The 15,921-nt window shown below is 58.3% G+C and carries 13 protein-coding genes and 2 pseudogenes; 11 read left to right on the top strand and 4 right to left on the bottom strand.

Annotation, left to right across the window (positions count from 1 at the left end):
- The first annotated feature begins 393 nt into the window (after nt 1–393).
- The 6 genes from AB9K34_RS15195 to AB9K34_RS15170 all read left to right on the top strand — a co-directional run bounded on the left by AB9K34_RS15195 (nt 394) and on the right by AB9K34_RS15170 (nt 5,268).
- A complete protein-coding gene (locus tag AB9K34_RS15195) occupies nt 394–729 on the top strand; it encodes a DUF736 domain-containing protein (protein ID WP_369955272.1) in 336 nt (111 codons plus the stop codon).
- Nucleotides 730–930: 201 nt separating this feature from the next.
- Nucleotides 931–2,115, top strand: coding sequence for a plasmid partitioning protein RepA (gene repA, locus AB9K34_RS15190; RefSeq protein ID WP_369955271.1), 1,185 nt, complete (start codon nt 931–933; stop codon nt 2,113–2,115).
- Nucleotides 2,115–3,083: a plasmid partitioning protein RepB gene (repB, locus tag AB9K34_RS15185; RefSeq protein WP_369955270.1), complete on the top strand. Its 969-nt coding sequence runs from the start codon at nt 2,115–2,117 to the stop codon at nt 3,081–3,083. The genes repA and repB overlap by 1 nt, the downstream gene beginning before the upstream one ends.
- 253 nt (nt 3,084–3,336) lie before the next feature.
- Complete coding sequence (repC, locus tag AB9K34_RS15180) at nt 3,337–4,623, top strand: plasmid replication protein RepC (RefSeq protein ID WP_369955296.1); 1,287 nt, start codon at nt 3,337–3,339, stop codon at nt 4,621–4,623.
- Between the two features lie 55 nt (nt 4,624–4,678).
- Nucleotides 4,679–4,936 carry a type II toxin-antitoxin system ParD family antitoxin gene (locus AB9K34_RS15175; protein WP_369955269.1) on the top strand — a complete coding sequence of 86 codons (258 nt, stop codon included), beginning with the start codon at nt 4,679–4,681 and terminating at the stop codon, nt 4,934–4,936.
- Nucleotides 4,933–5,268 (top strand): type II toxin-antitoxin system RelE/ParE family toxin, encoded by a 336-nt coding sequence (locus AB9K34_RS15170; RefSeq protein WP_369955268.1) that lies wholly within the window; start codon nt 4,933–4,935, stop codon nt 5,266–5,268. The genes AB9K34_RS15175 and AB9K34_RS15170 overlap by 4 nt, the downstream gene beginning before the upstream one ends.
- A gap of 7 nt (nt 5,269–5,275) precedes the next feature.
- On the opposite strand, the pseudogene AB9K34_RS15165 reads toward AB9K34_RS15170, so the two are convergent.
- Both AB9K34_RS15165 and AB9K34_RS15160 read right to left on the bottom strand, forming a co-directional pair.
- Nucleotides 5,276–5,869: pseudogene (locus tag AB9K34_RS15165) on the bottom strand (tyrosine-type recombinase/integrase); the annotation flags it as partial.
- A 33-nt stretch (nt 5,870–5,902) separates the two neighbouring features.
- Nucleotides 5,903–8,803, bottom strand: a complete 2,901-nt coding sequence (locus AB9K34_RS15160) for a Tn3 family transposase (protein WP_369955267.1) — start codon at nt 8,801–8,803, stop codon at nt 5,903–5,905.
- A gap of 123 nt (nt 8,804–8,926) precedes the next feature.
- Here AB9K34_RS15160 and AB9K34_RS15155 point away from each other — a divergent pair, with 123 nt between their 5' ends.
- The gene (locus AB9K34_RS15155; RefSeq protein ID WP_369955266.1) at nt 8,927–9,478 is read left to right on the top strand and encodes a recombinase family protein; all 552 of its coding nucleotides are present in this window, start codon (nt 8,927–8,929) and stop codon (nt 9,476–9,478) included.
- Between the two features lie 66 nt (nt 9,479–9,544).
- Here the strand turns inward: AB9K34_RS15155 and AB9K34_RS15150 are convergent.
- Nucleotides 9,545–10,063: pseudogene (locus AB9K34_RS15150) on the bottom strand (integrase); the annotation flags it as partial.
- A 156-nt stretch (nt 10,064–10,219) separates the two neighbouring features.
- Here AB9K34_RS15150 and AB9K34_RS15145 point away from each other — a divergent pair.
- From AB9K34_RS15145 to AB9K34_RS15130, 4 genes are all read left to right on the top strand, one after another.
- Nucleotides 10,220–11,179: a DUF1403 family protein gene (locus tag AB9K34_RS15145; RefSeq protein WP_369955265.1), complete on the top strand. Its 960-nt coding sequence runs from the start codon at nt 10,220–10,222 to the stop codon at nt 11,177–11,179.
- Nucleotides 11,180–11,301: 122 nt separating this feature from the next.
- Nucleotides 11,302–11,799, top strand: a complete 498-nt coding sequence (locus AB9K34_RS15140) for an SMC-Scp complex subunit ScpB (protein WP_369955295.1) — start codon at nt 11,302–11,304, stop codon at nt 11,797–11,799.
- The gene (locus AB9K34_RS15135; protein ID WP_369955264.1) at nt 11,796–13,718 is read left to right on the top strand and encodes a toll/interleukin-1 receptor domain-containing protein; all 1,923 of its coding nucleotides are present in this window, start codon (nt 11,796–11,798) and stop codon (nt 13,716–13,718) included. The genes AB9K34_RS15140 and AB9K34_RS15135 overlap by 4 nt, the downstream gene beginning before the upstream one ends.
- Nucleotides 13,715–14,698, top strand: a complete 984-nt coding sequence (locus AB9K34_RS15130; RefSeq protein WP_369955263.1) for a hypothetical protein — start codon at nt 13,715–13,717, stop codon at nt 14,696–14,698. Before AB9K34_RS15135 ends, AB9K34_RS15130 begins: the two co-directional genes overlap by 4 nt.
- A 4-nt stretch (nt 14,699–14,702) precedes the next feature.
- Here the strand turns inward: AB9K34_RS15130 and AB9K34_RS15125 are convergent.
- Nucleotides 14,703–15,892 (bottom strand): IS3 family transposase gene (locus tag AB9K34_RS15125; protein ID WP_369955262.1). Its coding sequence is split into 2 segments (ribosomal slippage): nt 14,703–15,631 and nt 15,631–15,892, totalling 1,191 coding nucleotides; the frame shifts between segments, so codons are not numbered across the junction.
- Between the last annotated feature and the right edge of the window lie 29 nt (nt 15,893–15,921).

Here is a 15,921-nt window from a genome sequence, read left to right as displayed (position 1 = left end):
CGTCCCACTTGAGCCCAACATCAGTATTTGATGGCGAAACCGCTCTTCGCACAATGCCACGGGTTTCGTGTCGCGCCTTGGGATGCATCCGATAGCCGCTACCAGCGAGGCGGTGGGTGTCGCCCGAGGTCGTCTACCTATCGATGCAGGCTCCACCATGATGCGGTGCGCTCGCAATGCCCCTTTGTCCGGCGTTGCAAGACATGCTGGTCGCAAGGTCCGACCCAAACACAAAGGGCGGGTGCCGGATTTTTCCCCTGCCCTTGCGGGCATTCCTCGCGGGGCAAAATTCAGGCCCCCTGCCCTTCTCCGCTTCGCTGCGCCTTCGGTGTGTTCAGGTCGTAGGCCCTTGCCCGTTGACCATCATTGCAACACCAGAAAAGGAGCACAGCAATGACCACCAACTGCATCAAATTCGACGGCACTGACATCGAGACGGCCAAGGGCGTTGGATCGATCTCCACCCTGACCTTCGACATCGATATCACCGTCGAGCCAATGACAAGCGACAACCCGATGGCGCCCACGCATCGTGTCCTCGGACGCTCACCTCGCGGTCGTCTCGTCGAATGCGGCGGCATCTGGAAGAAGCAAAGCCGTGAAACCGGCGCCGACTATTTCACGCTGACGATCCGCGATTATGGCTTCAATGCCAATCTCGGCAAGGCGGCGCACCAGGACGACGCCTCGCTGCAGGCGGTGATCCCCTGGGGTCCGAAGGAAGCCTAAGCCAGATTTCCAGCGGGGCGAATTGCCCCGCTGGAGAGTTTACAACTGTAAACGGTTCTGGTTTCCTAGATGGCGCATATAGTCTGTTCATACCGAACCAGACACTAAATCAGCGAAAAACCTTGACTTAGGTGGGTGAATCACACCTGTTATCCCCAAGTGGCGCGAAAGAGGCCACATGTTTGAATTTGGGGCAACCACATGATTCCCGTGACACCACTTGCGACTGAGAGGCCTTCGGCACTCGCGACGGAGATTTCCGAACGGCTGAATGCCGCAATTCGTGAACATCTTCTCGCGGCATTCGCGCCGGACAACACAAAAACCTTGCGCAGTTTTGCGGCGCCGGAAGTTGCGGATCTCCTAGGTGTATCTGGGCAGTTCATGCGCAAGGTACATGCCGAGGGAACCGTTCCAGAGCCAAGCGATATTCGGGGTGGTCGTCGCCACTACTCCGCGCAAGAAATCTGGGATGCGCGAGACATACTTGAGAGGTCTTCTAGGAAAAAGGGCCGATACGTACCGCGCCGATCACTCGACGAGAAGCTCCAAATCTGGCAGCTGATGAACTTCAAAGGTGGTAGTAGCAAGAGCACCACTACTATTCACCTGGCTCACTACCTCGCACTTCGAGGATACAGGGTCCTTGTCGTCGACCTTGATCCGCAAGGGTCGCTTACCTCGATGTGTGGGATAAGCCCTGAGATCGAATTCGACGGGCTGACGATTTACGATGCGATTCGATATGACGAACCCGTCGATATGGCGGAGGTTGTTGTGTCGACATACTTCCCGGGTCTTTCAATCGCACCTTCGAGGTTGATCCTCTCCGAATTCGAAACTGAGTCGGCAGTACATTCGAACCCTGAGCGACCGTTTTTCACGCGCATCCGGAACGCGATTGCCCAGGTGGAAGGTGATTTCGATCTTGTTCTAGTGGATAGTCCGCCGCAGCTCGGGTTCCTGACGATTGCAGGTATGGCCGCTGCAAGTTCGCTGATCGTGCCTCTTACCCCGTCGATGTTGGACGTTTCCTCAACCGCGCAGTTTCTGGAGCTCGCAGGCGCCTATATGGGAGTTATCGAAGATGCCGGCGCCATGCTGCAGTACGACGAGTTCAAGTTCCTGATCACCCGTGATGAACCTACGGATATTCCATCGCAACAACTAACGTCGTTCATGCGAGCCCTTTTTCAAGACCGGGTCATGTCGGCCACGGCGCTCAAAAGCACGGCCATTAGCGACGCTACGATGCTGAAACAATCGATCTACGAGGTCGTGCGGTCGGAGATGACAAGGGCGACCTACGATCGCGCCAAAGGATCCATGGATGCTGTTGGCGTCGAGGTCGAACGCATGATCCATCAAGCGTGGGGACGTTCATAATGGCCAGGAAATCACTTCAGGAAATGTCTGGCATCGCCAGCACGATTGCTCGGTCAGGCGCAAAGGCCAGCGACAAAGTGCCAAAGACCAGTGCCCCGGCTCTCGGAGCACTGCAAGGATCACTCGCAGCAATCCGCGAAATTGATCCCGGTCTAATCGATGATTGGGGCCCTGCGGATCGGCTTGACGAGTTTACACCTGTAAACTCTGAGGACGACGGCGAAGGTTTTGAGGCGCTGAAGAATAGCATCCGCGATGGTGGGCAGCATGTCCCGATCCTTGTGCGAAGAGCAAAGTCTGAAGGACGATATGAGGCTATCTATGGTCGGCGGCGGTTACGAGCTTGCCGAGAGCTCGGCATCAAAGTGCGTGCCAACGTCCAAGACGTCGATGATGCAACCGCGCTTCTTGCAAAAGGTTTGGAGAATGCTGCGCGTCGCAATCTTTCGTTCTATGAAAGGGCGCGATTTGCAGAGGCCATTCTGGAAGCCGGCCATGCCACTCCGACAGTGAAACAGGTTCTGAGCCTGTCCGCTTCGGGTCTCTCACATCTGATGAAGGTGACCCAAAACGTTCCGGGCACGGTCGGCGATCTCGTCGGAGCTGCCCCGAAATCTGGAAGACCCAAATGGACAGCTCTTGCCGAGCTATTCATCTCCAAGAAACTGACAGAACAAGTCGCCCTTAGAATTCTTGGGAAATGCGGTTCGGATATGCCCTCTGACGACCGCTTGGAAATCCTTCTGAGAGAAGCTTCTAAGCGTGGAGCGAGGCAAGGAAACGGTTCGATCGAAGAAACTCCCGTCGATGGGGTGACGATCAAATCCGGCCGCGGTTCGGTGTCTCTGTCAGCAAGAAAGACTGGAGCGAATGCTGCGTTTGCCGAATGGCTAGACAGCAATCTGGCCGAGATCATCAAGAGATCCTACGCCGAGTTTACAGCTGTAAACCGGCAGGATGAAACGTGAGGACGAGCAGAAAGGAGGAAGGCGAGCAAAGAAAACCCCCGAAACCGGAGCTTCGAGGGCTGCTGCGCAAAGCGCAATTCTTAGATTAGGCACCTAGAATCTAGCAGCCACCGAATCACCACACAAGAGAAAACGCTCTTGAGCGAACGGGATTTCTTTGCCTGCTGGCAATGAAATGACAAAATGTAGTGATGCTCCGCGTGGAGCGACTGGGACAGGCATGCCTCAGAAAGGTGGAGGTATATCCAATATCATCCAATCATCGGGATGGCGGAAGGCAACAGCCGGACTCGCCTTCGCCGAGCGGTACGCGAAAGCCGGCGAGCAGGAGGCCGTTCCCAAATCACGGGCCTTCGTGGCCGTGAAACGCGTCGGTGCTCATATCGGTCTCAAAGCCGGCGACATGATGCTCCTCGACACGCTGGGCGCGTTCACACAAGCCCAGGACTGGGAAGAGGGCAGGCGGCCGATCGTCTGGGCCTCTAATGCCTATCTGATGGAGCAGACCGGGTTCTCGCTCTCCGCACTCAAGCGCCATGCGCGGCGCCTGGCGGAATCGGGCGTGATCGCCTTCAAGGACAGTCCCAACGGCAAGCGGTGGGGCCGTAGAGACGAGGACGGCGTTATCATCGAGGCCTACGGCTTTGATCTGTCGCCGCTTGCGGCCCGCGCTGAAGAATTCGAGCAGCTGCAGGCCGAACTACAGGCCGAGCGAGAGCTCTGCCAGCTCCTGAAGCGCCAGATCACCGTTTCGCGGCGGATGATCCGGGCCCGGCTCGAGGCGGCGCTCAGCGGCGCGCTGAGGGGCCCCTGGGTGCAGCTGCACGAGGTCTTCGAGGAGCTTCTCGGCAAGCTTCCGCGGCGCATCGTGGCCTCGCAGACGCTGGACCGGCTTCTGGGCTGGTTCAACGATCTCCAGGAGCGCGTGGAGGCGGCTTTTCTCAAGGCCACGCGTCCGACCGAGTCTGTGGAAAAACAGTCTCTAACTCAGGGGAAAACGACCGAACATACTCAAGAAATGAACCCCAGGGAGGTCAATACTGACCCCCATATACAAATTACAAATCAACCTGATCCTGTAACCTGTAATCGCTCAGAAACTGAGCAAGCGGCGTGCGTGGCGCCAGACCCCGAACCGGCGGTACCGATTGAGAGGTCGGGTAGAGAAGAAGAGGCGCAAATGGAGGCCAGACCGCGCGGTGTCGCGCTGGATGTGCCGACAATCATGCAGGCCTGTCCGGAATTCGCGACCTGGGCGCGGGATCTGGGGGGTTATCTGAAGGATTGGGGCGATGTCTACCGGGTCGCTGGTCGTCTCAGGCCGATGATCGGCGTGTCGGAACATGCCTGGGCAGCGGCGCAGGAGGGCCTGGGCAAGCAGGCCGCCGCGGCGGCGATGGTTCTCGTCTTCGACAAGCATGCGAAGGGCGAGGTGGCGTCACCGGGCGGATATCTCCGAGGCATGGTCGAGAAGGCCGGGGCAGGGGAGTTGCATCTCGAACGCAGCATCTATGGCCGGCTAATCGGGCAGGCAGCGTGAGGATGTTGAACGAACATAGGTGTTGGCATATATTGCCAACGAGGAGAATGGCATCATGGTGACACGCAACATTGTTCTGACAGACACCCAGGATCAGCTGGTTCAGGCGCTGGTGGCCTCCGGCCGGTACCAGAACGTCAGCGAGGCCATGCGCGCCGGTTTGCGGTTGCTGGAGCAGGAAGAGGCGCAGGCCGCCGGAATACGCGAGGGTCTGCTTGAGGGCCTGGCGCAAGCCAAGACTGGCGATCTTGCCGAGGGGAGCGGCGACGATGCCATCCGTCGCGCCTTCGCGAAAGCGCGCGCGGCCTCATGAGCCGATCCTTGCGGCTGACGCGCCGTGCGGAAGCCAGCCTTGTCGAGATCGCCCGCTGGACGATCGAGAATTTCGGTCTCAGGCAGGCCGAGCTTTACGAAGCGGAACTGCTCAGCCGGTGCGACGCGATCCTGAACGGGCAGGCGCATAGCCGGAGTTGTGCCGTTCTGGTGGATGGCGCCGAGGACCTCAGGTTCGTCAGGGCAGGGGAGCACTTCCTGGTGTTTCTGGACCGGCCGGACGAGGTCATCATCGTCGACATCCTGCATTCCCGCAGCGATCTGCCGCGCCATGTGGCCGCCTTGAATGCGCTGAAGAAAAAAGGTTCCTGATCCGCGTCTAGAGCCCCGCGGCCCTGGTCAGGTTCACCCGGAACCGGTCGCGTCGGCGCTGATAGCGCCGGGTCATCTCGGCCGATGCGTGCCCGAGCTGTTTCTGGACATGGCGTTCATCGACCTCGGCCGAACTGGCAAGCCCGGCGCGTAAGGAGTGGCCCGAGAACAGGGCGAGGCGGTCTTTCTCCGGAAGGTCCGCGCGGATGCCGCTTTTCATCACGGTGGTCTTGATGAGGCGGGCGACGTGCTTGTCGGAAAGCCGCGCGTCCAGCGCGCGTTTGCCGTCGCGGGAGGCGCGCACGAAGACCGGTCCGAATTCGATCTTCGCGAAGTGCAGCCATTGTTCAAGCGCGTGCACGGGGCAGGTCTGGTCCGACGAGCCGCGCCCGATCTCGACCTCGCGCCATCCGGTCTTGGCGTTGAGCGTCAGCACCGCGCCGTCGTCGAGGATCTCGATCCAGCCACCGCTATCGGGGGTGTCATCTTTCCCGACATCCAGACTGACGATCTCGGACCGTCGGAGGCCGCCGGCATATCCAATCAGCAGGATTGCCCGGTCCCGAAGCCCGCGCAGATCGAAGGGCAGGGTGGCCACCATGGGGTCGAGTGGGGCTGAGTGCAGGAAACCCCTTTAAGCGGTTTGAGGCGGAATTTTTCGCCAACGATATTCGCCTGTTAGGATGATATGGGCCCACCCAAGTGGTGATATGTGGGCGAGGAGTTCTGATGGGCAATCCAATCCTGCTCGCTTTCGCCTTGCCACGGCGTTTCCGAGCTGTTTGGAATTCCAGTAAATGATGATGGCGGTCAGCAAATTGAGGCCAGCGATGCGGAAATGTTGTCCCTCCGTGGTCCGGTCGCGGATTTCTCCCTGACGCCCGATCCGGAGGGCACCTTTTAGGGCGTGATGTGCTTCTCCCTTGTTCAAGCCGATATTGGCGCGGCGCTGCATGTCCGTGTCGAGCAACCATTCGATGATGAACAATGTGCGTTCGACCCGGCCGATCTCCCGCAGGGCCAACGCCAGATCATGTTGCCTTGGGCGCGCGGCCAATTTCTTGAGGAGGTGACTTGGCTGCATCCGGCCCGACAGCATTGTTGCGATACAGCGCAAAACGTCTGGCCAGTTTTCGACGATCTTCGCTTCTCGGATTTTATCCCCGGTCAACCCTTTCAGCTCTTTGGGAACAGCGCGGAGGTCAAACACATGCAAGCGCTTGGAGGCCAGGTCGCGAATGCGGGGGTGGAAGCGGTACCCGAGCAGAGACGTGGCGGCGAAGACGAGATCGGTGAAGCCTCCGGTATCGGCGTATTGCTCTTTGATCTTCTTGCCAGCATCATTCATCAGCAAGCCGTCAAGGATATAAGGGGCTTCGCTCACCGTGGCGGGAATGACCTGAGTGGCGAATGGCGCGTACTGGTCTGAGACATGGGTATAGGCCTTTATGCCCGGATCGTTGCCGTATTTTGCGTTAATGAGGTTCATCGCTTCGCCCTGGCGCGTGGTTGGGAAGAACTGCCCATCACCGGATGCCGTTGTGCCCGCCCCCCAGAACTGGGCCATGGGTAGGTGTGATTGTGCGTCGATTACCATGGCCAGAGCGCGGGCCATTCCCTCGCTTTCGACATGCCGCCGAGACAGACGGGAAAGCTGTATGAAGTCATGGGTGCTGGTGGCATTTGCCATTTTGCTCAGGCCCAGATTGAGACCCTCCGCCAAGAGCACGTTCAGCAAGCCAATCTTGTCACGGCATGGGGCACCGGTGTGCAGATGCGTGAAGGCTTCGGTAAAGCCGGTGTCGTTGTCGACCTCTGTGAGGATATCGGTGATCCGCGTCTCCGGCAGACGACGGTACAGATCAAGGACGAGATCACTGGCCTCCTCTGGCACATCGGCGTCAAGACGTTCGACGCGCAAGACGCCGTCTTCAATGACCCCACTCGGCAAGGTTTTGGAGCGCACCGCCTTGGCCAGCCGTTTCAGCCCCTTTTCCAAGCGGCACTTTCGATCAGCCATCCAGCTCTCTGGTTCCAGTGGTATTGAAAGCCCCATGGCGCGGGCTGCATCGATGGAGACAAGGGCTTGCTTCATGTCGGCATGACGCCGCGAATGCGGAAGCCAGATATCGCCAGACCGGAACGCATCGCGCATGTGGCACAAGACGGCGACAACCCATAGCTGCTCTCGATCAATATCGGACGCGCGGAATTGGGGCCGCCATTTCGAACGAGGTAGCAAAAATGACAGCGATGTGGCCGGGATATCCTGTTTGTCACGGATAATTTGTGCTGCCGTGACCAAAGGCTGGGCCACGCTGGCGCATGTCATATCCAGAGCACTCAACATGCGCCGGGCGTAGAGTTTAAACTTGTGGAATCCCTTGGAAACATGAGCCAGTACATCTGCTTTCACTGTTGCCTGAAGCTGGGTTGCCTGCGCGACCAGGGTTTCAAGACCGATCCAACCGCAAGAGCCATCGACTGCATTGGCCAGGGCGGTATCGTCGCCTCTGGCCATCAGCAGGCTTGATCCCAAGGCTTCGAACCCGGCTAAGGTCTTTGCGACATCCGCCTGGGCTTCCGAAACCCGTGTGTCGCAAATCCGTTTCGCATCCCGCCAGACGCTTCCGACGATCCTATCATGTGTTTCCACAATGGTATCCGCGATGGCCGCAGTCCATTCCACGACGCACACGGCCAGGATGGCAAGGCGACGATCACTGGTGATGTCGCGCAGCCCTTTCGCGAAGTAGCGCTCTCCCTGACGGCGCAGCCGCGCGATCCGGTGCGTAGGGATGTCATCGAGGATTGTCGGAACCAGGGAAATCGCCTTCAGAAATTCCAATCGATCCAGCAGACGATTGATGTCTGCGGAGTTCTTGCCTGGCTCAAACTGACGTAACCAGACGAACCTGGTGGTTCGGTGGCCCGTCTCTTCATCCAACAATTCGTCGAGGCGGGCGCGCATCGGGCTGTCGAGCCGCGCGGCAATACGGGTTTCGATCCGGCGCTCAGCAGCAACGAGTGCGTCGGCGCAATGCCGTTCTATGACCGTGATGCCCGGCAGAATGATCTGTCGCCGACGGCATTCTTCCACAAAAGCGCGGACCAGGCCTTCGCTTGACTGGGCACCTTCAGCATTCTGATCAAGCCACCCACGCATCTGCTTGATCCGTTTGCCTTTGAACATCTCGTACCCGTAAATCTTGCGCAGCGTTTCCAGATGCTCATGCCGCGTATTCTCGCGCTCGGCATATGGCAGAAGGTCATCAGGTTTGACGCCGAGTTGTGCTGCGATGAACTCAGATATCTCTTTGGGGATGATCTCTCCGGGCTTCAAAAGCCGTCCCGGATATCGAAAGGCACAAAGCTGTAGTGCAAAGCCGATTTGGTTTTCGGCGCGGCGGCGGGTACGGATGAAGTCGATGTCTTCATCGGACAGGGTATAATGCCGAAGCAGCAACGCCTCATCCGTCGGAAGGTCGAAAAGGGTCGCGCGTTGTCGCGTGGTCAGGACCGCTCGGTGTGCCATGGGGATCGTCTTTCTGTCAGAGGAGGGTCTTCAAAACTGTAGAAATTGAGACCATTCGCTTGTCATGTCTTTTTCAATGTCTCAATATGGGTGTCGCAAAACTTCTTAATCTATTCGAGCCCCATGGCCAAAGTCGGATACGCCCGCGTCAGTTCTGTTGGACAATCCTTGGATGTTCAGCGCGAGAAGCTTGCCGATTGCGACAAGCTCTTCGAAGAGAAGCGCAGCGGCACAACCGATGCCCGCCCTCAACTGAAGGAATGCTTGAACTATGTTCGTGATGGCGACCAGCTGATCGTTACCCGCATCGACCGATTGGCGCGCTCAACGCTACACCTGTGTCAGATCGCCGAGACTCTGAAACAGAAGGGCGTCGATCTGGTGGTCCTCGATCAGAACATCGACACATCCGACGCAACTGGCCGTCTGCTGTTCAACATGCTTGGTGCCATCGGACAGTTCGAAACCGAAATCCGTGCCGAGCGTCAGATGGATGGGATCAAAAAAGCGAAGGATCGCGGCGTACAGTTTGGCAAACGACCCGCCCTCACAGCAGATCAGATCGCTGAGCTTCGAGAAAAGCGCGCAGCCGGGACGCTGATCAAAGATTTGATGGCTCACTACAGCCTCTCAAAGGCCACCATCTATCGTTATCTCGGAACGAACGAGACCTGAGAGCCAATCTCAGATCCTAAATACCTGCCAAAATCCTTAAAGGGGTTTTCTGCACTCAGCCCCACTCGACCCGACCATGGCGAGGATGTCCTCAGGCAGGATGGGCTCCTTCTGCACCGGAGGGCGGGCATGCTTGCGGTTGATGCCGGCCAGCACCGATGCGATGTGGCGATCCTTTCGATCGAGCGAAAACCCGCGCTGCGCAAAGTTCCAGGCAAGACCTGAGAGGCGTCGATCAATCGTTGAGACAGATAGGGCAGGGGAGCCGTTTGTCGGCGCGGCTAGGTCGGTCAGATAGAGGCCTATCATCTCCGGTGACGGGGGCAGTGGCTCCGTGCCCTTCAGACGGCACCAGCGGGTGAAGTGTTTCCAGTCGGCGGCATAGGCCTTGTTGGTGTTCTCGGCCGTCGAGGCTTTCGCATAATCGCGGGCGTTCTCCACCAGCCGATCGAGGGTGCCGGACCCGGCGACATGAGAGGGCAGGGCGATCTGATTGCCTTTCGCTTGATCTCTCTCGCCGACCTGAGCATCATCTAACGCGTCAGGGGGCGCTGAGGTCGATTTCTCGCTGTCTGAGTCCACCATTTTCCCGAAAATCCACCGTATTTGAGACTGTGCTGCAGCCTACCCCATATACGTCCGATAAGGCAACCTTATTGGACATGAAAAAGATGTGTAAGGCACGCCGGTTTGCGCACTATTTTGTGGCTAAAAGCGGCGTGATACGCTACAGCTTGTGCGATGAACTACGCGCATTATGCCACAGCAACCGCTCTGAAAACACCCATCCTGCCCGGTTGGATCGTTGGCCGTGGCACGCAAGTCACGCCGGAAAGCGCAGGCTTTGTAAGTGGTTCGGCGCTTGCGTTGCTGCACGCCACGCTAAGCAATCGTGCTATCGATGTGCCCATCGATTTGCTGCGCCAGCGTCTGGCTGTGCGCGCTGCCGTCCAGTGCCTGAAACTGCAAGGCAGGAACGAGAGCGAAGGCGAAACCCGGGACGCGTTCCATCTCACCCAGGCCGGTGATCCGATGGGGCCGGCCGGCGATATGCTGGCCTTCTGGAAAGAAGGTCTAAACCGCAGCGGCCGCGGTGATACGTGGCAAACGGAACTTGTGTCCAAGTTTCCTGAATTCATGCAGGACGATTTTGCGGAAGGCTTTCAGCGGGCGACCGACTTCGAGCCGGCCAGTCCCGTCAGCCGCGTCGCGGTTTTCCTATCCGATGTGCTGACAGCGCATCCCCGTCAGGAAGCAGAAGCGTTGCTGGCGGCGGATTGTCTGCTGAGCTCTGAACTCGGTTGGGAGAAGCCGTTCCCCCTCATAGTGTCCCATATGAAGCGGCCCGCCATCCGCGGCCTGTTGAACGATGGCGACAAGGGCGGGTTCGAGATCGCCTGCCACAATGCCGTGGCGGCCTCCGCGCAGGAGGCGCTGCGCTTGGCCTTCGATCTGGCGCGGCGTGCTGAGGCCCTGCGTACCGTTGCGCCAAAGCTCCGCGCGAAAGGGTCGGACGATGCCGTCGCCCTGTTTCTGGCGGAAGATGCCGTATTCCCATCGACCATGCTGACGCCGACGATCAGGGGCACGCGGACGCAGATGTCGGAGCAAGCGGCACGGCGTCTTTGTGATCGCCTGATCGAGCTGGGCGTGGTGCGCGAACTGACCGGGCGTCCGACGTTCCGGCTCTATGGCGTGTGATGATGGCAGTTGCTGCGCGCACATCCGAGGATCGACGGGGAACGGACTGCGCGTCACAGGACGGTTTGGCCTTTGATCGCGAACTTGCCGATCTGCCACAGGAATTGCGGTGGCGCGAATGGATGGGCCGGATCGAGGCAACGATCTTTGCCAGCGCGTCGCCAGTGCCGCGCGAAGTTCTGACGAGCCTTGTGGGGCAGGGTGCCTCAGTCGACATGCTGGTTGAAGACATCCAGGCCGAGCTTACGTCGCGGCCCTATGAGTTGGTTCCATTCGGTGGCGGTTGGCTGTTCCGCACCCGCACCCGGTTTGCTGACGCAATCAAAGCCGCGGCTGATCCGGGAGACCGGACAACTGGCTTTACAGAGATGGAGATGGCCGTCCTATGCGCCGTCGCTTACCACCAGCCGATCACGAGGGATGGGCTCAAGGACATCTTCGGCAAAGAAGTAAACCGTGATCTGATCGCCCGGCTACGCTATCTCAAACTCATTGCCAACGGTCCGAAGGCACCGCGACCCGGCGCGCCGCACTCTTTCGTCACAACCGATGATTTCCTTGTAATGTTTGATCTGCAGAGCCTTCGTGATTTGCCGGAGCTCGAGATATCCACCACATGAACTATGACTTTGCGACACTTTCATTTACCGACTTTGAAGCGCTCTCAAGAGACTTGCTCGGTCGCGAATTGGGGGTGCGGTTTGAAGCTTTCCCAGAAGGTGTCGACGATGGAATGGATGGTCGCCATGCGACGGCTGATGGGGATGTCATCCTGCAGGCCAAGCACTATCTCCGTTCCGGCGCTTCCAAGCTAAAATCAAAAATGAAATCGGAGCGCGCAGCCATCGATGCGCTTGCCGCTCAACGCTATTTGCTCACAACCTCGGCTTCTTTGACCCCAATGGCTAAAGCAGAGCTGGCGAAGGTGATAGGTTCGTCCCTTAAGTCTCCCGGTGATATTATTGGTCCCGACGATTTGAATGCGCTCCTGCGCAAGTATCCCGATATTGAGCAATCCCATTCGAAACTATGGCAGCAAAGCACGGGTGTCATGAAGGCCGTAGTGGCCGATGCGGTTCGGGAGGCGCTCAAGCCCAATAGTGGGATACCGGATGCGATCGTTTCGCTTTTGCCCAAGCCTCACCCCACTGAGCCGGAATTCTCAGATGTAGAACGAAATGTCGTCTTCATCATCAAATCGTCTCCGGTTGATGACGACCTGGTCCTGTGGCTTGGCCCGAAACTTGAAGCGCAAGGATACCAAGTTTTTGCAGATATTTTGACACTTCAACCCGGAGATCGCTGGCGCAGGCAGGTAAACACGATTCTTGAAACACGCGCCGCAAAAGTTCTGCTGATCAGTCGGGCTGAAACACTCAACGACCCATCCGTTCAGGATGACATCGATATCGCCATCGATCTTGGCAAGCGACTTCAGGACACCCGCTTCATTATTCCGTTGAGGCTGGAAGATGGTCAGAAGGTAAAAGGCATCGGCGATGCCCTGGCTGTCGATTTCGTGCGCGGCTGGGGCGAAGGTCTCCAGCTCCTAGTTAAGGCGCTTCAACGCCAAAAGGTCCCGAGGCAGGACGCGCAAACCAGGATCCATACAAACTGGGAGGTTTTCCGACGACGCAGCGCTGTACCGCTTATCGCCGAACCCGAGCGGCTGACCTCCAACTGGCTCCGAGTCCAGGAGGCACCGGATCATATCAACTTCTATGAACCTTCTGGCGCGACTGACGACCAGAGCGTTAGACGTGCCTTGGCGACCTCTCCGTTTCCCGTGGCCGAGCAGGGTAGAGGGTTTCTCACCTTCGCGACTGCAGCCGAGGTCGCAGACGCTTGGTCCGAAATCGGACGATTCAGATTGGTCTACCAGATACCGCTGGACGAATTCGTGTTGGAAGGATCTGAAGATCTCGGGCTCTGGAACCAACCTGCCGCAAACAAGGTCAACGTTATGTTGAAGAAGGCATGGTCCAACTATTGTCAGGAGAGAGGGCTTCTGCAGTACCTCTACTCGAATGCTGTTGGCTTTCATGCGTCCGCAGAATTGGCAGCGGTCGGTCAACGGTTTCCTTGGGGACGGCAGGGTGAACGACACTCCTCCATGCTTCGCAATATCGCCAAAGGCCATATTTGGCAGTTTGGTGTGACGGCTCTTCCGGCTTTCTGGCCATTCTGGCACTTCAAGTTAAAGTCGCGCGTCTTATTTGCTGCCGATGATCAAACGCCTGAAGGCAAGCAGATCGACGACCCCAAGAAAATGCACCGACTCCGTAGATCAGTGTGCAAGGGATGGCGCAACAAGCAGTGGCATGGTCGGATGCTCGCGTTTCTGGACTTACTCTCCGGCGACTCGGCCTTCATTCGACTTCAGATGTCGCCCAGCCAGCATGTCGTTTTGGATGCATCCCCCATCCTATTCTCGTCGCCCGTCAGTACGTTGCTCCCGGACGAGCTGGGTGGCGATGCGGAAGAGATCGATGAAACCACCCTTGGTAGACCCGAAGCAGAAGAGGAGGCCAACGAATGAAGTTTCCCGAGACGTCCCTCACCGTTGAACACCTTCACGAACCGCAGCTCGAATTTGCCTTTGGGCAACCGAGTGCGCATCCAAAGGATGGGCTTTATCTCTACGGGCCTTGGTCAAAGAGCAAGAAGACCCGTGAGGTCAGGATCGGCGTCGTCGGTACGCCTGACGGCCTAGCGCATTTTCGAAACTGGGCCCGCGACCTGAAGAAAACAGTAAAAGTGCCGCCACCCGGGAGAGGGGAAAAGAAGGATCGTTTGCACTTGGCCGACTTTCCGGGACTCGAGGAAGCGTTCGGGATTACGTTCGAGCCAGACGAGTGTCGCGCGCTGTCCATTCCGTTCGCAGACATCGATCAGGCAACCCGCATCATCAATCTGCATGAGGCCGTGGACCGAGTTGCCACGCTGTTTATTGAACGTGTCCGAAAATACCTTCGGAACGACGAACGACCCGTCGATGTCTGGCTCATGGTCTTGCCTGAAATCGTCTTTGAGCGGTGCCGGCCAAAGTCACAACGTGCAGGGCTACCGATGGTCCCCGGGGATTTCGGCAAGAAGCAGCGAGAAAAAGTTGAGCTTCCACTCCTCGTGCATACAGATGTCATCGACCAAAGTGAGGAAGACATCTTCTTCGACGTCCCGGATTTTAGGCGTCGTATCAAAGCTGAGTTTCTGAGTATTGCTCCAACCCAGCTCGTTCGTGAGACGACACTTGCGCCCGACGCCTTCCTGAACAAAGCCAACTTCCCAAAGCGAAAGACGCAGGATCGGGCCACGGTTGCATGGAACCTCGCCACAGGCCTTTACTACAAGACGCAAGACAGACCGCCATGGCGCCTGGCGGCCGTTCGGCCCGGTGTTTGCTACATCGGAATGGTCTACAAGAGTTTGCCGCAAGACCCGGACGGACACAGTTGCTGCGCGGCACAGATGTTTCTCAACGAAGGCGACGGTGTCGTATTTCGAGTGACCTGCCACTGAACTTTCATCCAGCCTGAACCGGAGCCCTTTGGGTTGATACGCCGATTGGCGCAGGTGGAGCAACCGGCAGATGCGCGGAGTTTTCATGTGACGCAGCGCGGCTGTCGGTTGCGGTGAACAGGTGCTCGGCGAATGCCTTTGGAGTCTGGTAGCCGAGGGCGGAATGTGGCCTTTCTTCATTGTAATCCGCCGCCCAGGCGCGGATTGCGGAGCGGGCATGGGCCATGTCGCGGAACATGGTCTCGTTCAAAAGCTCATCGCGCATGCGGCCATTGAAACTTTCCACGAAGCCGTTCTGCATCGGTTTGCCCGGAGCGATGTAATGCCATTCGACGTCGCGCTCTGCGGCAAAGGTATAGATCGCGTTACTGGTCAGTTCGGTGCCGTTGTCACTGACGATCATGCCCGGCTGGCCCCGTCGTTCCATCACCCGGGCCAATTCTCTGGCAACGCGTCGGCCCGAGATCGAAGTGTCCGGGATCGCCGCCAGACATTCCCGGGTCACATCATCGACCACGTTCAGGATGCGGAACCGGCGGCCACAAGCGAGCTGGTCGTACACAAAGTCCAGAGACCAACGAGCATTGGGCTTCGCCTCAACCAGGATCGGGGCGCGTGTGCCGATTGCCTTGCGTCTGGCCCGGCGTTTGCGCACCGCCAGCCCTTCTTCGCGATACAGCCGGTAGATGCGATTGATGCCCGACCGTTCACCCTCGCGGCGCAAGAGCACGAACAGGCGCCGATAGCCGAACCTGCGCCGCTCGTTGGCCAGGTCGCGCAGCCGCTGGCGCAGTGCCGTCTCGGGCGGCCTGACGGACCGGTAGCGGACCATCTTGCGATCCGCCCCGACAATCTGGCAGGCCCGCCGTTCCGACAGGCCCATCCGGGCCCGCAGATGCGCAACGGCCGCGCGCTTCACGGCGGGCCCTACCATTTTTTTGAAAGCAGTTCCTTCATCGCCGCTGCATCCAACATCTGTTCGGCCAGCAGCTTCTTCAGCCGGGCGTTCTCGTCTTCAAGCGCCTTGAGCCGCTTCGCATCCGAAACCGTCATGCCGCCAAACTTGGCTTTCCAGTTGTAGAACGTCCCTTCCGACATGCCGTGCTTGCGACAGAGATCAGCGCACGTCGCGCCAGCCTCATGCTCGGTCAAAATGCCGATGATCTGTTCTTCCGAAAACCTTGATCGCTTCATTGTCCGTCCCTTCGTTGGGTCGGACTCTA

It is taken from the genome of Sedimentitalea sp. XS_ASV28 (assembly GCF_041224545.1).
Lineage (GTDB): Bacteria > Pseudomonadota > Alphaproteobacteria > Rhodobacterales > Rhodobacteraceae > Sedimentitalea.
Note: the sequence above shows the minus strand (reverse complement) of the source record. Positions and strands in the feature narration are given on the sequence as shown.

What these genes read in the sequence shown, in the direction of transcription:
- AB9K34_RS15175 (WP_369955269.1), top strand. Translation starts at nt 4,679, where the DNA reads ATGGTGACACGCAACATTGTTCTGACAGACACCCAGGATCAGCTGGTT.
- AB9K34_RS15130 (WP_369955263.1), top strand. Translation starts at nt 13,715, where the DNA reads ATGAAGTTTCCCGAGACGTCCCTCACCGTTGAACACCTTCACGAACCG.
- AB9K34_RS15140 (WP_369955295.1), top strand. Translation starts at nt 11,302, where the DNA reads ATGGGCCGGATCGAGGCAACGATCTTTGCCAGCGCGTCGCCAGTGCCG.
- repA (WP_369955271.1), top strand. Translation starts at nt 931, where the DNA reads ATGATTCCCGTGACACCACTTGCGACTGAGAGGCCTTCGGCACTCGCG.
- AB9K34_RS15160 (WP_369955267.1), bottom strand. Translation starts at nt 8,803, where the DNA reads ATGGCACACCGAGCGGTCCTGACCACGCGACAACGCGCGACCCTTTTC.
- AB9K34_RS15170 (WP_369955268.1), top strand. Translation starts at nt 4,933, where the DNA reads ATGAGCCGATCCTTGCGGCTGACGCGCCGTGCGGAAGCCAGCCTTGTC.
- AB9K34_RS15195 (WP_369955272.1), top strand. Translation starts at nt 394, where the DNA reads ATGACCACCAACTGCATCAAATTCGACGGCACTGACATCGAGACGGCC.
- AB9K34_RS15155 (WP_369955266.1), top strand. Translation starts at nt 8,927, where the DNA reads ATGGCCAAAGTCGGATACGCCCGCGTCAGTTCTGTTGGACAATCCTTG.
- AB9K34_RS15145 (WP_369955265.1), top strand. Translation starts at nt 10,220, where the DNA reads ATGAACTACGCGCATTATGCCACAGCAACCGCTCTGAAAACACCCATC.
- repB (WP_369955270.1), top strand. Translation starts at nt 2,115, where the DNA reads ATGGCCAGGAAATCACTTCAGGAAATGTCTGGCATCGCCAGCACGATT.
- AB9K34_RS15135 (WP_369955264.1), top strand. Translation starts at nt 11,796, where the DNA reads ATGAACTATGACTTTGCGACACTTTCATTTACCGACTTTGAAGCGCTC.